This is a genomic window from Rubinisphaera margarita (assembly GCF_022267515.1).
Taxonomy (GTDB): domain Bacteria; phylum Planctomycetota; class Planctomycetia; order Planctomycetales; family Planctomycetaceae; genus Rubinisphaera; species Rubinisphaera margarita.
In genome coordinates this window covers 230,739-244,528 of record NZ_JAKFGB010000012.1, presented here as the reverse complement: position 1 = coordinate 244,528, position 13,790 = coordinate 230,739, and the positions used below count along the sequence as shown (strand labels likewise).

11 protein-coding genes are annotated in these 13,790 nt (G+C 57.9%); 1 reads left to right on the top strand and 10 read right to left on the bottom strand.

The features are described from left to right. The first annotated feature begins 309 nt into the window (after nucleotides 1-309). The gene (locus L1A08_RS09550) at nucleotides 310-3,099 is read left to right on the top strand and encodes an AAA family ATPase (protein ID WP_238756111.1); all 2,790 of its coding nucleotides are present in this window, start codon (nucleotides 310-312) and stop codon (nucleotides 3,097-3,099) included. 365 nt (nucleotides 3,100-3,464) lie between these two features. Here L1A08_RS09550 and L1A08_RS09545 read toward each other — a convergent pair whose 3' ends face one another. The 10 genes from L1A08_RS09545 to L1A08_RS09500 all read right to left on the bottom strand — a co-directional run bounded on the left by L1A08_RS09545 (nucleotide 3,465) and on the right by L1A08_RS09500 (nucleotide 13,778). After that, the gene (locus tag L1A08_RS09545) at nucleotides 3,465-3,809 is read right to left on the bottom strand and encodes a hypothetical protein (RefSeq protein WP_238756110.1); all 345 of its coding nucleotides are present in this window, start codon (nucleotides 3,807-3,809) and stop codon (nucleotides 3,465-3,467) included. Beyond that, a complete protein-coding gene (locus tag L1A08_RS09540; RefSeq protein ID WP_390896872.1) occupies nucleotides 3,782-4,066 on the bottom strand; it encodes a hypothetical protein in 285 nt (94 codons plus the stop codon). The genes L1A08_RS09545 and L1A08_RS09540 overlap by 28 nt, the downstream gene beginning before the upstream one ends. 164 nt (nucleotides 4,067-4,230) lie before the next feature. Then, on the bottom strand, nucleotides 4,231-5,211 hold the full coding sequence (locus L1A08_RS09535) for an acetyl-CoA carboxylase carboxyltransferase subunit alpha (protein ID WP_238756109.1): 981 nt from the start codon (nucleotides 5,209-5,211) through the stop codon (nucleotides 4,231-4,233). Between the two features lie 64 nt (nucleotides 5,212-5,275). Further along, nucleotides 5,276-6,625, bottom strand: coding sequence for a serine/threonine protein kinase (locus L1A08_RS09530; RefSeq protein ID WP_238756108.1), 1,350 nt, complete (start codon nucleotides 6,623-6,625; stop codon nucleotides 5,276-5,278). Between the two features lie 362 nt (nucleotides 6,626-6,987). After that, on the bottom strand, nucleotides 6,988-7,806 hold the full coding sequence (locus L1A08_RS09525) for an SDR family NAD(P)-dependent oxidoreductase (RefSeq protein ID WP_238756107.1): 819 nt from the start codon (nucleotides 7,804-7,806) through the stop codon (nucleotides 6,988-6,990). A gap of 141 nt (nucleotides 7,807-7,947) precedes the next feature. Further along, complete coding sequence (gene gcvT / locus L1A08_RS09520) at nucleotides 7,948-9,051, bottom strand: glycine cleavage system aminomethyltransferase GcvT (RefSeq protein WP_238756106.1); 1,104 nt, start codon at nucleotides 9,049-9,051, stop codon at nucleotides 7,948-7,950. Between the two features lie 190 nt (nucleotides 9,052-9,241). Next, nucleotides 9,242-9,991, bottom strand: coding sequence for a succinate dehydrogenase/fumarate reductase iron-sulfur subunit (locus L1A08_RS09515; RefSeq protein WP_238756105.1), 750 nt, complete (start codon nucleotides 9,989-9,991; stop codon nucleotides 9,242-9,244). Between the two features lie 74 nt (nucleotides 9,992-10,065). Next, nucleotides 10,066-11,985 (bottom strand): fumarate reductase/succinate dehydrogenase flavoprotein subunit, encoded by a 1,920-nt coding sequence (locus tag L1A08_RS09510; RefSeq protein ID WP_238756104.1) that lies wholly within the window; start codon nucleotides 11,983-11,985, stop codon nucleotides 10,066-10,068. Nucleotides 11,986-12,057: 72 nt separating this feature from the next. Continuing rightward, a complete protein-coding gene (locus L1A08_RS09505) occupies nucleotides 12,058-12,849 on the bottom strand; it encodes a succinate dehydrogenase cytochrome b subunit (RefSeq protein ID WP_238756103.1) in 792 nt (263 codons plus the stop codon). Between the two features lie 182 nt (nucleotides 12,850-13,031). Continuing rightward, nucleotides 13,032-13,778 (bottom strand): 3-keto-disaccharide hydrolase, encoded by a 747-nt coding sequence (locus tag L1A08_RS09500; RefSeq protein ID WP_238756102.1) that lies wholly within the window; start codon nucleotides 13,776-13,778, stop codon nucleotides 13,032-13,034. Nucleotides 13,779-13,790: the final 12 nt, after the last annotated feature.

Here is a 13,790-nt window from a genome sequence, read left to right as displayed (position 1 = left end):
GCAAGACAGGGACGACGGCTGAGTCTTCCATACGCACGGATCAATCCCGACGGTCTCCCGCGTGAGGAACGATGTTCCGAGAGAGATCTTCCCCTCAGTTTACGACTTTTCCGCTTCAGTACCACAATCTGCACGTCGTTGCGGGGTCTGCAATCCAGAAAAGAACTTTCGAGCAACTTCAGTGCAGGGGAGGGAAATCGCTGCTGAACAAATTGAATTCACTGGGGCGAGAGAACAATAATGAAAACTCCCTGCGAGGCTCCGTCGCCTCCGACTGCTTTCTCGACTCCCGTCCGCGTGTCGAATTCCATGAGCTCTTCTCTGAACCGCGACGATCGCGATTTCCTTCAGTCGCTCGGTACCATCCTCACAGATCCCGACACGCTGGCGAAACTTCCACGCGCCTGGCATCGGGAAGAACTCGTGCTCGACCTGGCCGACATGGTCCTCGGTGAGGGCGCACGTTGTGCCGTGCTCACAGGTGATTCGGGCACAGGAAAAACCGCGATCATCTACGAACTGGCTCACTATCTCACCGAACGGGAGAGCGGCTGGACGATGGTCCAGATTACGCCAACCGAGTTCCTGAAAGGAACAAGGTACCTGGGAGAATGGGAGACTCAACTCTCGCGCCTCGTCAATACAATCGCCAGCCCGCAGAAGGTCGTGCTCTATATCCCGGCTTTGCACGAGATCACATCGATCGGCAAGTCCTCGTCCTCCGACAACAATGTCGCTTCGGCGTTGATCCCGCATATCGAACAGGGCCGAATCGTCATCATCGGCGAGAGCAGCGAAGAAGCTCTCGCGGAAGGTTTTGCCAGCAACCCTGCCCTCAAGCGACTCTTTCAACAGGTCACACTGAAGCCGACCGACGACGCAACGACACGCAGTATTGCCCGACGCGTGATTGATGATTGTCAGCTGGACGGCTCGGAAGCCTTTCTCGATCGGCTCGTGGAACTCTCGGAGTTCTCGCAGGCCGGACTCGAAAACCCCGGCCGGATCGTCGGGCTGCTGCGACAGGTCCTCAAGAATCGCGAGGATGAAACAAAGCTCCCCGGAGACGATGAAGTTCTCTCCGTGATTGAGAAGTCCACCGGAGTGTCGAGTCATCTGCTGGACGATCAGGTCTCGCTTAATCTCAAAGAGGTGCGAGACTTCTTTGACCGTCGCGTTATTGGCCAGCCGGAAGCCGTGAATGCGGCCGTTGACCTGATCACGATGATCAAAGCCCGACTCTCCGACCCCGGGAAGCCTTACGGAGTGATGTTGTTCGTCGGGCCCACTGGAGTCGGCAAAACGGAGATGGCCCGTTCGCTGGCTGAATACTGTTTCGGCGATGCCCGCCGGCTTTCGCGAATCGATATGAGTGAGTTCGCGCACTACGATGCCTTCGAACGACTCAACGGCGGTCGAGGCCGTCCCGGCGTGCTGACGTCCATCGTCCGCAAACAGCCCTTCTCCATCATTCTGCTCGATGAAATCGAGAAGGCGCACATCAACGTCTACGATCTGTGCCTGCAGATCTTCGACGCCGGTCGGCTGACCGATGGCCAGGGAAAAACGGCCGACTTCCGTCGCTCGATCATTATCATGACGTCGAATGTCGGTTCGCAGTTGTCCGACAATCCCGCTTTCGGGTTTCAGAAACCTGATCAATCCGAATCGCTTTCGACCGACATCCATCGCGAACTCGGACACACCTTTCGTCCGGAGTTTCTCAACCGCATCGATCGTGTTGTCGTCTTCCGTCCGCTCACGCGAGACACAGCCGAGCGGATCGCACGACTGGAAGTCGAACGTGTATTGAAACGCAACGGCGTTACCGGACGCAATCTGACAGTCGATATCAATCCCGATGTCTTTCCCCTGCTCCTTCGAGAAGGTTACTCGCGAACCTTCGGGGCGCGGCCTCTGAAACGCGTGATCGAGCGATTGCTGCTTCTGCCACTGGCTCGGAAACTGGTTACGGGCCGCGTGCCGCCTGAGTCGGTGATCCATCTCTCGGCACGGCAACGGCAAATCAGCATCGAGATCGAGTCGCCGTTGCATGACGAGCCACCCGAGAGCCCGTTTCAGATTTCGGAACTCAACGCTCTGGACGAAATTCGGCAACGGGTCGAAGATCTTCAGGAGCGTTCGAGTCACTGGTCGACCCGAAAAACGAATTTGCTGGCACGAACCGCCATTCCCGGATTCTGGGACAATCGGGAAGAAGCCGCGTTCATCTCCGACCAGATCTTTCGGCTCGAAACGGCAACGCGGCAACTCGGCGTGTTGCGACGAACGATCAACCGCAAAGCGACGCGAAAGCTCAACGTCGATGACCTTCATTTCTTCGAGTTGCGAACGCGACTGCTCGAACTGATCGACCAGGACAGCGAATCGCCGCTGTTCGGAGATGCGTTTCTTACAATCACGCGGCTGAGCAGGAAAGGGGAGTCCCAGAACGGACTTGTGCGTATAGCGAACATGTACCGCCACTGGGCGCGACGTTACCGTCTGCAGTTCGAACCGCTGGCTGATCAGATTACCGAATCGCCGGCGAACGACAGCGTGACGTTTCTCGTCCGCGGTCTGGGAGCCGCCGCCTATCTGAATGAAGAAACCGGGATCCACGAACTGACTCGCAAGGATGGCGCGATTGGCGACAAGTATCGCGACCGTGTGAAAGTCGATGTGCTGCCGGTCGATGAAGTTGATGGAGAGTTCCAGCGAGAGGACATCTCCGTTGAGGTGCAGCCATTGAAGAATGTCCGCGGTCGCTTCATCGATCGTCCGGTCTGGGACGTGCGTCTGGTCCACACGCCAAGCATGCTTTCACTTCGCCTTCACACCGACGGGGTTTCGCAGTCGATTGAAGAACGGCTCGTCTCGCTTCTCGCCGCTCACGTGAATGCATTCCGGAGCAGGGGGGCGGGAACGGCCGACGACGGTCGCATCATTCGCATTTATGAAAGCGGCCCCTCCGCCGTTGTCCGTGATCGCCGTTCGGGCGTGCGTTCCGGTCGCGTCGAGAAAGTCTTCCGCGGACATCTCGATCGCTTCCTGAAATTGCCTTCGCTGAACGGCGACGCTAGAGTCGAAAACGAATAACGGATACGCATCGACCGACGACCGCATATCGACGAACGCATTGTGACCGTGCCGTCGTCGATTGCATCGAGTCCGCAGTACCGCGTTCGCGGACACGACGACGCTTAACGAGAACCGCTGAACGGTGAGCGAAGACGGGCGTCTTGCTCGATCAATCCGATTCACAGCCGTGCGTCGAAACGACGCGAGACGAAGCATCGTCGATCGAGATCGGCGAACCGCAACGACTGGACGCGTCAGGTCGCTCTCAACAGCACACCTCTGAAACACTCCGTTTCCCGTTTTCTGAATGTATAGGCGATTTTTAATCGCGAATGATACATAACGGACATTATCGGACGTTGGATACCGCTTGGTTTTCGGGTTCAGCGCCCATTGAATGGAATGGCTTCATCCTGCGATTCCGTGAAAGCTCCGATGCGGCGGTACCGCTGATAGCGATGTTCGGTCAACTGCTGCGGCTCGATCGATTCGACGATTCGCAGACCGCGCAGCAGTTCACGTTTGAGCGTGGCCGCCATCCGTCGAGGCTCACGGTGTGCCCCGCCGATCGGCTCCGGAACGATGGCATCCACGATGCCGAGATCGGAGAGATCGGAAGCGGTCAGCCGCAATGCGAGAGCGGCTTGGTCGGCGTGCTTCACATGCTTCCAGAGAATCCCCGCACAGCCTTCCGGAGTCATCACCGAGTAATACGCGAACTGAAGCATGCAGAGATCATCGGCGACGCCGATCGCGAGTGCCCCGTCGGATCCGCCTTCGCCCCCACGACCATCACCTTGCGTCCATCAATCCGCGCAAACCCGGTCGCGATCGTGGGGTCGTCGGCGTAGCAGCGATCACCGTGCAGTTCGATGAACTCGTCGAAAATGAGATCGAGATAGTCGAGCGTCTGAGGGCGATGCTCATGTCGCGCAACCTGGACGATCTGCCAGGCGTCGAGTTGATCAAAGCGTTCGGAACGAATTGCGTTCAGTCGAACTCAGAGAGCGCGAATCGAGTCGTGTAACTCGACGGTGGCGAACGAATGCTGTTCGATCACACGAAGTTGATCTTCGAGTTCAGCGAGATCTCGTTCGAAAGGAAGGGGCCTGATACTCATCGCAATGACCACTTCCTGTCGACTCAGGATCAGCCGACCGCTTCCGCTCCGCCGGCCGCTTCTTCAAACATCCCGATCTTGCGGAACCGATCATAACGCTGATCGATCAACTGCTGTGGAGTTTGACCACTCATCTGGCGAAGCGCCTGAACCAGTTCGACCTTCAGATTGGTCGCCGCCTGACGGTGATTGCGGTGGGCTCCGCCGAATGGCTCAGGAACAACTTTATCGACGACGTTGAACTTCAGCAGATCCTCCGCGGTAAAGCGGAGCGCGCGGGCCGCCTTATCAGCGTGCTTGACGTGCTTCCACAGAATTCCCGCACAGCCTTCCGGACTGATCACCGAATAGTACGAGTACTGCAGCATGCAGACGTAGTTGCCAACTCCGATCCCGAGTGCACCGCCGGACCCACCTTCGCCGATCACGGTACTGATGATCGGCGTACCGAGCCGCGACATCTCGCGAAGGTTGTAAGCAATCTGGTAGGCCTGACCCCGTTCTTCGGCTTCGATCCCCGGATAGGCTCCGGCAGTGTCGATGAACGTGATGATCGGCAGATGATACTTGGCGGCCAGCTCCATCTTCTGCAGAGCCTTGCGGTAACCTTCCGGATGAGCCATGCCGTAGTTGTGCGTATTGCGCTCTTTGAGATTGCGGCCCTTATGCTGACCGACGAACAGAACCTTACGCCCATCGATCCGGGCAAAGCCCGTCAGAATGGCGCGGTCATCGCCATAGGCCCGGTCGCCGTGCAGTTCAATGAACTCGTCGAAAATCAGATTGAGGTAATCGAGCGTCTGCGGTCGATTCTCGTGACGAGCGACCTGAACCGTCTGCCAGGCATCGAGATTATCAAAGACCTGGCGTCGCAGGCGGACGATCTCCGCCCGCATGTTCTTGATCGCTTCCGACGTCTCCGGCGATTGATTCTGCTGGGATTCGAGGGACTCGAGGCGTTCTTCGAGATCGTGGATATCGCGTTCAAACGAAAGGGGCCGGACAGTCATTGGCGGCGGTCTTGTCTTGAAATATTGGGACGGCAGAAACAGTTCTGATCAGGACAGTATCGTTTCAGAGAATATCTGGCAATTCATCGGCAAAAGGCAGATCCTCTGGATTGTCCTGCGGCTTGGGAGCCGGCTTCGGTGCTGGCTTCGCAGCAGGCGGCGGAGCTTGAGCCGGCTTTTGTTGGGGCGGCGCGGGCTGCGAAGGTCGCGGCTGCTGGGGTCGCTGTTGTTGAGGCTGCTGTTGCGTTGGATACTGCGGCATTGGCTGCCCCGGCATCCCCGGATATTGCATGGGATAAGGCTGCCCCGGCTGCTGCCAGCCCGGCGGGGGCTGCATCGGCATCTGCTGGGGCGGACGCTGAGGTTGCTGTTGCGGTGCGGGCGGCTTCTTTTGAGCAGCCGGCTTCGCGGCTGGAGGAGCGGGTTTCGGGACCGGTTTGGGTTCTGGCGCCACCTCGAGGCCATCACGAATGCGCTGCTGTCGTTCGGCGTCAGAACGACTGTCGAGCTTGGATGCGACCGACGTCTCCAGATCTTCCTTTTCCTTCTCCGTTTTCACCTTGTGATGCTCTTCAGGATCCTCCTTGAAGATCTTCACCGCGCGGAATTCCGAAAGCAGATCCCCAGCCGATTCCGGACGATTCTCCGGCTTCTTGGCGAGGAGCCGGAAAATGAACTTGTCCATCTCCGTGGTAATATTGGGATGGAAGGCTGACGGCGGTGGCGGTGGCTCCTGAATATGTTTCATGAGCAGGTCGTTTGGCGTGCTGCCCATGAATGGCGGTCGACCGGTCAGGCACTCAAACAGCATCACACCGAAGCTGTAAAGATCGGATTGAACCGTCGGCAGTTTCCGGCGGACGATCTCGGGCGCGATGTAGGTTCGCGTCCCCTGAATGTGCTTCGATTTGCCGCTCAGCAGCTTGGCCACAGCCGAAGGTGCTTTCGACGAGAGCGAGAAGTCAATCAGCCGCACATCGGTGGCCTTGGACATCATCACGTTGTCGGGTTTCACATCGCGATGCAGCCAACCCTGCTCATGAACATGCCCAAGGGCCATCAGCAGGCATTCGACCAGCTTACGAAATCGCACATGAATGACGAGCAGATCGCCACGGATAATTTGCTTGAGATTCGGCCCGCCGAAGTGCTCCATCGTGAAGTACGCCTGTTTGCGCGTCTGCCGATGGTCGAAGACCTGGATGATGTTCGGATGGTCGAACGCCGAGGCGATTTTGAATTCGCGCTTCAGCGTCGCCTTGGCCTCTGCCGTCTTGAATGCCTCCTCGAGGAGGAGCTTCATGGCAAATCGCTCGTTGGTTTCCTCATCGTAGACCTCCCAGATCTGGCTGGAAGATCCACTGGCGACAAGATTGGCCAGGCGATAATTATCGATTGTCAGTTCTTCGGACACGTTGATCACCTCGTCCGCAGCGCGACCGATGCTCTTCTTCGACTCCGGTTCCTGCTACCTGAGGAACGGTTTCGACGTCGCGGCAAGCCAGTGAGAACTCACGAGCTGATGCAGAGACCAACCTCGGGAAACGAACACCCGGGGAGCCTGGAGCCAGAAGAATGGATCGGCCTGGAACTTTTTGTTTATCCTAGGGACTCGTCACATTATATGAGATCGGGCAAGGTTGCCGAAAGTGACGATCCCGGGAAATGACTCGCGCAGCGGGAATCCAGGGGGCAGAATCGGAACGACGGGACCGCTTTTCGGCCCCGTGCCCGGCGGGGCGAGCAAAACGTTCCGCGAAGAAAGCGAGCGCGAGGCTACTGCGATGAGAGCAGCGAAACGACTCCACGACTCGTGGGGGTCCCGGCTGCATTATTCGGGACTGGCAATCCGAAGGACGGGATCCAGCCGACGGGGATCGAAATTCCAGAAATCCAGCGCGCTTCATGCGAGGCGAGAAACGCCACCACATCGGCGACATCCTGCGGGTTTCCGATTCCGAGCGGATGGGCCGCTTCGAGCTTCTGCCAGGTCTCAGGATCTAGCTGCGAACTGTGCTTGAACGCCATCGGCGTATGCACCAGAGCCGGAGAAACGCAGACGGCCCGTTGTCCATAGCGGGCAATTTCGAGAGCGAGCGACTGCGTCATTCCGATCAACCCGGCCTTCGAAGCCGCGTACGCGTGATAGCCCGGGCAACCCGAGATTCCCAGCACAGAAGCGATATTGACGATCACGCCCCCCTGCTCCGTCAGGCACGCCAGCGCGGCCCGCGTCATCTTCATGGCGCCCGTCAGATTCACGTCGATCAGGTGATCCCATTCGGAATCTTCGATCTCTTCGAACGGTTTGGAGAACTCCACGCCCGCGTTGTTGACCAGAACATCCACGTGGCCGACGTCCTCGACGACCTGATCCATGAAGGCCTTAATTTGCTCGGTCTTGGTAACGTCCACTTCAAACCAGTGGACGGTAACGCCGCGGCGCTGGAGCCGTTTCAGCAGTCTGCGGGGTTTCGAAATCCCCACCAGAATCAGTTCCGCCCCTTCTTCGCCCAGTCGTTCTGCAATCGCTCCCCCGATTCCCCGATCACTCGGGCCGGTAACGATAGCAACACTGTCGACGAATCGTTTCATAGTGAACAGAGAGGAAACGGGGTGTGAACAGCGGGCAGGAACCATCGGGCACCTGCCGGGACCATCGCTGAGAGTTGCATCAATGAGTATACAGGGGTGTCGATTATCTCCAACCTATCCCCTGATAACAAGAACTTCGTTTTAACCTTTTCCTTTTCGGTAGAAAGGGATCTCGCTAACGCAAGCAGGGCAGCCTTTGCCGCGAATGTCGATTGTGACGGACGTGCCGGGAGCGGCCAGTTCAACCGGAACGTAGCCCATGGCAATCGACCTCTCCAGCGTCGGTGAAAACGTCCCCGACGTCACTTCACCCACTGGCTTACCGTCGTTGTTCAGAATCGTGGCGCCTTCGCGGGCGATCCTGCGGCCCTCAAGTTCCAGGCCTACTCGTTGCTGGCGTGGCCCGGCTGTCCGGATGCGATTGAGCTCCTCGCGGCCTTCGAAATCCGACTTGCCCAGATCGACAGCAAAGGCCAGCCCGGCCGCAAGAGGATCAATCTCTTCAGAGAGTTCGTGTCCGTAGAGCGGCATCCCCGCTTCCAGCCGCAATGTGTCCCGGCATCCTAACCCGCAGGGTCGTAACGCTTTCTGATGGTGACTGAACAATCGCTGCCAGCACGCCGAGACAAAGTCGTGCGAGCCGATGATTTCAAATCCATCTTCACCGGTATAGCCCGTTCGACTGACGACGATCTCACTCCCCTGCTCGATCATCGACTGGCAGCGGTAGTATTTCAGCTGTTCCACACCGGGAAACTCAGTCCTCATGATCCCTGCGGCTTCAGGCCCCTGTACGGCGATCATCGACGTTTGCAGCGTCCGATCCTCAAGCACGGCCTCAGGAAACCGGCTCAGCCGAGACGACCAGAATTCGACAATCTTCTCTCGATTGGATGCGTTCACGACAACGAGGAACGCATCGGCCTGGCGATAGACCAGAATGTCGTCGCGAATCCCCCCCTGCGAGTTGGTCGCCAGTGCGTAGCGGATGCGATGATCGGACAGTCGGGAGACGTCGATCGTGACGAGACTGTTCAGGAACTCGGCCGCCTGACGACCGCGAACTTCCAACCGGCCCATGTGCGAGATGTCGAACAGACCACACTGCCGTCGAACAGCGTGGTGCTCCTCGGTGATGGTCGAATACTGGATCGGCATTTCCCAGCCGGCGAATTCCACCATGCGGCCGCCGTGCTGGCGATGCCAATCGTTGAGCGAAGTCTTGTGAAGAGTGGAATTGGTCACAGCAAGACGCTCCTTGAAGCATTCCGTTCAGCACGATTTCGAGTGTCCCGGTTGCTCGCAGCCGGCGGGACACGCTGATGTTCGGTCCAGCGAATCATTCTAACGACGACGGCAGCGAACCAACATCGACCAGCAAGGCGCAGGTGTCCGGCACGACGAATGGATTTTTCGCCACCATCTGGCGGACGCGTCAGTCGCGCGACGTCAATACTGCGGAGACATACTGCCGGTTGAGACGGGCGATGTTCTCGACGCTGATCCCGGCCGGACAAGCCGCTTCACACTCATTGGTGTTTGTGCAGTTGCCGAAGCCTTCTTCGTCCATCTGCTTGAGCATGTTGATGGCGCGTGTCTTGCGTTCCGGCTGTCCCTGCGGCAACAGCGCCAGCTGCGAAACCTTCGCGGAAAGGAACAGCATGGCCGAGGCGTTCTTGCAGGCCGCCACACAGGCTCCGCAACCGATGCAGGTCGCTGCGTCGAAGGCGAGATCGGCATTCTGCTTGGGGACGATGGTCGAGTTCGCATCGGGAGCGTTTCCGGTGTTTACTGAAACATATCCCCCGGCCTGAATGATCCGATCGAGCGCCGTGCGATTCACGACCAGATCCTTGATGACTGGAAACGCCTTGGCTCGCCAGGGCTCAATCCAGATCTCATCGCCATCCTTGAATCGCCGCATATGCAGCTGGCAGGCAGTCGTTTCTCGATCCGGACCGTGAGCCTGACCGTTAATCATCAGGCTGCAGGTGCCGCAGATGCCTTCGCGGCAATCGTGATCGAAAGCCACAGGTTCCTGCCCCTCGGCGATCAACTTCTCGTTGAGCACATCGAGCATTTCGAGGAACGACATGTGTTCTGAAACGTCGGAAAGTTCATAGGTCTTGAACTCTCCTGCAGCTTCGGTATTGGGCTGCCGCCAGATATGAAGGGTCAATTTCATGACAGTTGCCTATTGCCCTGTCCGGGCTCTGAACTTGAACGTGAATTGCTGCAACAGGATGGAACTTTGACGGCCTACTTATAGCTTCGCTGGGTGAGTTTGACGTTCTCGAACTTGAGCTCTTCCTTGTGACGGACCGGCTCGACGTCGTCGCCCTGATATTCCCAGGCGGCCACGTGTGCGAAGTTTTCATCGTCGCGACGGGCTTCGTTCTCCGCGGTCTGGTGTTCTTCGCGGAAGTGCCCCCCACACGATTCTTCGCGGGCCAGTGCGTCGCGGGCCAGCAGTTCGCCGAACTCCAGGAAATCGGCGACACGCCCGGCTTTCTCGAGTTCCTGGTTCAGTTCCTGCCCGACCCCAGTGACATGGACATTCTCCCAGAACTCGCGACGGATGCTCGTGATCCTCTCGATAGCCGTCCGCAGTCCATCCGCATTGCGGGCCATGCCGCAATAGTCCCACATCGCCAGACCGAGTTCGCGATGGAAGCTGTCGACCGAACGTCGCCCCTTGATGGAGAGCAGCGTGTCAATTCTGCCCCGAACGTCCTGTTCCACAGCGTCGAAGGCCGGGTTCTTCGTATCGACTTTCTTCCGCTCGATATCGTTGACCGCCAGATGGTTGCCGACCGTGTAAGGAGCGACGAAGTAACCGTCGGCCAGTCCCTGCATCAGAGCCGAAGCCCCGAGGCGGTTTGCTCCGTGATCGGAGAAGTTGGCTTCCCCCAGAACGAACAGACCTTTCAACGTACTTTCCAGATTGTAGTCGACCCACAGCCCACCCATCGTGTAGTGCACGGCCGGATAAATCTTCATCGGGGTTTCGTACGGGTTCTCGTTCGTAATCTTCTTGTACATGTGGAACAGGTTGCCGTACTTGGCTTCGATCGCCTTTTCGCCCTGCTCCGCGATCGCTCGCTTGAAATCGAGATAGACCGCCTTGCCCTCGCCGACACCGTAGCCGGCGTCGCAGCGTTCTTTGGCGGCACGAGAGGCGACGTCACGAGGGACCATGTTTCCGAACGCGGGGTAACGACGTTCCAGATAGTAGTCGCGATCTTCTTCGGGAATTTGTGACGGCGGCCGATTGTCATCCGGCTTTTTGGGAACCCAGACCCGACCGTCGTTCCGCAACGATTCGCTCATCAGCGTCAGCTTGGACTGGTAATCGCCCGAAACCGGAATACAGGTCGGATGGATCTGTGTGAAACAGGGGTTGGCGTAGTAAGCTCCCCGTTTGTAGCAACGCCAGGTGGCGGTCACATTGCAGCCCATCGCGTTCGTCGACAGGTAATAAACGTTGCCGTATCCGCCGGTACATAGCAGAACAGCATCGCCGGCGTGGCGTTCGATTTCCCCGGTCACCATATTGCGGGTGATGATGCCCCGAGCCATTCCGTCGACCATGACCAGGTCGAGCATTTCCTGACGGGAATAAATCTGAGCTTTGCCTTTGGCGACCTGTCTCATAAGAGCGGAGTACGCACCCAGCAACAGCTGTTGCCCCGTCTGTCCACGGGCGTAAAACGTTCGGGAAACCTGAGCTCCCCCGAAAGTCCGGTTCGCCAGCAGACCACCGTACTCGCGGGCGAAAGGAACGCCCTGAGCGACACATTGATCGATGATGTTCGCCGAAACTTCCGCGAGCCGATACACGTTGGCTTCGCGGGCCCGGTAATCGCCCCCTTTTATGGTGTCGTAGAACAGACGCCAGACCGAGTCACCGTCGTTGGGATAGTTCTTGGCGGCGTTAATCCCCCCCTGCGCAGCGATGCTGTGTGCCCGGCGAGCCGAGTCCTGGTAACAGAACGCTTTGACGTTGTAGCCCATCTCCGCCAGAGATGCGGCTGCGGCACCGCCAGCCAGCCCGGTTCCGACAACGATGATGTTGTACTTGCGCTTATTGTTGGGCGCAATCAGCTTCATGTTGTTCTTGTGCCGAGTCCACTTTTCACTCAGAGGACCGTCGGGAACATTCGATTGCAACACGGACATAACTTGATTTCGTCCAGGTATTAGGTGATGACACGTCAGAGAATCAGTCGCTGGTTTCGAACGTTATTCTGTTCAACCGGGCACTCTCTTCTCGACCGAGAATGGCTGCCAGGCGGGCGATGTCTGCATCGAGTGCAAATCCGGTTCGCCATGAGCTTCCGGAGCATTCGGCGAAGGTGCGGGGGGATCGTAAGGAATGAGCCAGGCGTAGACGGGGAACGTCGCGAAACCGAAGCCGATGATCACAGCGAACACCGGACCAAAGTTCTGGGTCAGCCCGTCGTACTTGGGATGACGCAGCCCCAGAGTCTGAAACATACTCGTCGCACCATGCCACAGGTGCCACATCAACAGCAGCGACCCGATCACATAAGCAACTGCGGAGACCGGCGATCGCATGATGACGATTGCTTTGTCGTAAGGTTCCAGTCCGGCAATCTTCTCCGGCATCGTGAGATTGAACGTGAAATCGCCCAGGTGAATGCAGAGAAAGATTAACACGATGATTCCGGAGACGAGCATGTAATTCTCGGGAGTGATCGCGAAGGGGATCTTTCGATCCGGAAGCTTCGATTTCTTCACCGCGTAACGGGTCTCACGGGCGGCTCGGTTGCGGCTACTGGCTTCAATCGCCAGCCACAGATGTGCGATGAAGAGCAGCAGCAGCCCGACCTCGGCAATCTTGATCAGGAACTCCTGCGAGTGCAACGTATGGGCGTAGTTGTTGTAGACTTCCGGGCCGACGTACATCAGCAGGTTGCCGATGAGATGTGCGACCAGAAAGCCGCAAAGCAGCAGCCCCGTACAGGCCACCAGGAACTTTCGGCCGATGGAGGATTTAATGGCGTTGGTAACCCAGGACATGGTCGATTTGGCGATTCAGTTGAAGGTGAAAGTCAGGCAGTCAGAACAACAAACGCGGGTCGGAGCAACAACCGGACAAGTTACCGTATCGAAAGGTGACGCTGGCAGTATAGGTCCTGCGTTGCAGCCTGCAAACGAGGCAAAAATGTCGCAGGTTCCCCGTCCGAACACGGATATCGCTGTTAGGGCAGCTCGCGAATCTTGAGGTTGCGGAACTCGATTGGAGCCCCTTCCGATTCCAGGCAGAGATAGCCTTCGGCGGGTTGGCAATTGTCTCCGCCGGAGACTTCGCCACCGTTCACCCACAAACGAACTTCGCCGTCAACAGCCCGGATATAATAGTGATTCCACTCATCGACCCCTTTGCTGCGATTCTCCGAGGGGAAGCTGCGGGAGCCGTTGGGCGACGTCGGAGCGAACACGTTCATCGTCGTCACTCCCACGGGAAACACATCGCCATGCGAAGTGAACCAGTCACCCTTCTTTCCCGTCCGTTCTTCATACTGGCGTCCATAATCGAGATCGAGAACCTGCACTTCGACACCGTGCGGCAAGCCGGGCTTCCCTTCGCGCGCCAGCCTCTCGATCGATTCGTCGGTCGCCCAGAGGAAGATGCCCGAGTTGCCCGCCGGCTTGCGATGGCACCATTCAGCGACCATCTCGAAGTTCTTGAACTTCTTCTTCGTTCGCATCACTCCGACCGGCTTCCCGGTGCAGTAGAGCTTCCCGTCTTCCCACCGCCAGGTGTCTTCATGACAGTTGACGTTGGTGAAGTCGTCCTCGGTCAGCTTGCGGAAACCGGCTTCATCTCCGGTCTTAGCGGGAAGCTTCTCTTCTGCGGCGACTGGCTGCACAAGAACCGCGACAAGGACCAGACCAACTGCTGCCAGACGTCGGCGTGCAGTTCCTGAGTATCGGGGATCAATCATGTTGCTCATCCT

What these genes read in the sequence shown, in the direction of transcription:
- L1A08_RS09515 (WP_238756105.1), bottom strand. Translation starts at nt 9,991, where the DNA reads ATGAAATTGACCCTTCATATCTGGCGGCAGCCCAATACCGAAGCTGCA.
- L1A08_RS09510 (WP_238756104.1), bottom strand. Translation starts at nt 11,985, where the DNA reads ATGTCCGTGTTGCAATCGAATGTTCCCGACGGTCCTCTGAGTGAAAAG.
- L1A08_RS09535 (WP_238756109.1), bottom strand. Translation starts at nt 5,211, where the DNA reads ATGACTGTCCGGCCCCTTTCGTTTGAACGCGATATCCACGATCTCGAA.
- L1A08_RS09545 (WP_238756110.1), bottom strand. Translation starts at nt 3,809, where the DNA reads ATGCTTCAGTTCGCGTATTACTCGGTGATGACTCCGGAAGGCTGTGCG.
- L1A08_RS09550 (WP_238756111.1), top strand. Translation starts at nt 310, where the DNA reads ATGAGCTCTTCTCTGAACCGCGACGATCGCGATTTCCTTCAGTCGCTC.
- L1A08_RS09525 (WP_238756107.1), bottom strand. Translation starts at nt 7,806, where the DNA reads ATGAAACGATTCGTCGACAGTGTTGCTATCGTTACCGGCCCGAGTGAT.
- L1A08_RS09505 (WP_238756103.1), bottom strand. Translation starts at nt 12,849, where the DNA reads ATGTCCTGGGTTACCAACGCCATTAAATCCTCCATCGGCCGAAAGTTC.
- L1A08_RS09500 (WP_238756102.1), bottom strand. Translation starts at nt 13,778, where the DNA reads ATGATTGATCCCCGATACTCAGGAACTGCACGCCGACGTCTGGCAGCA.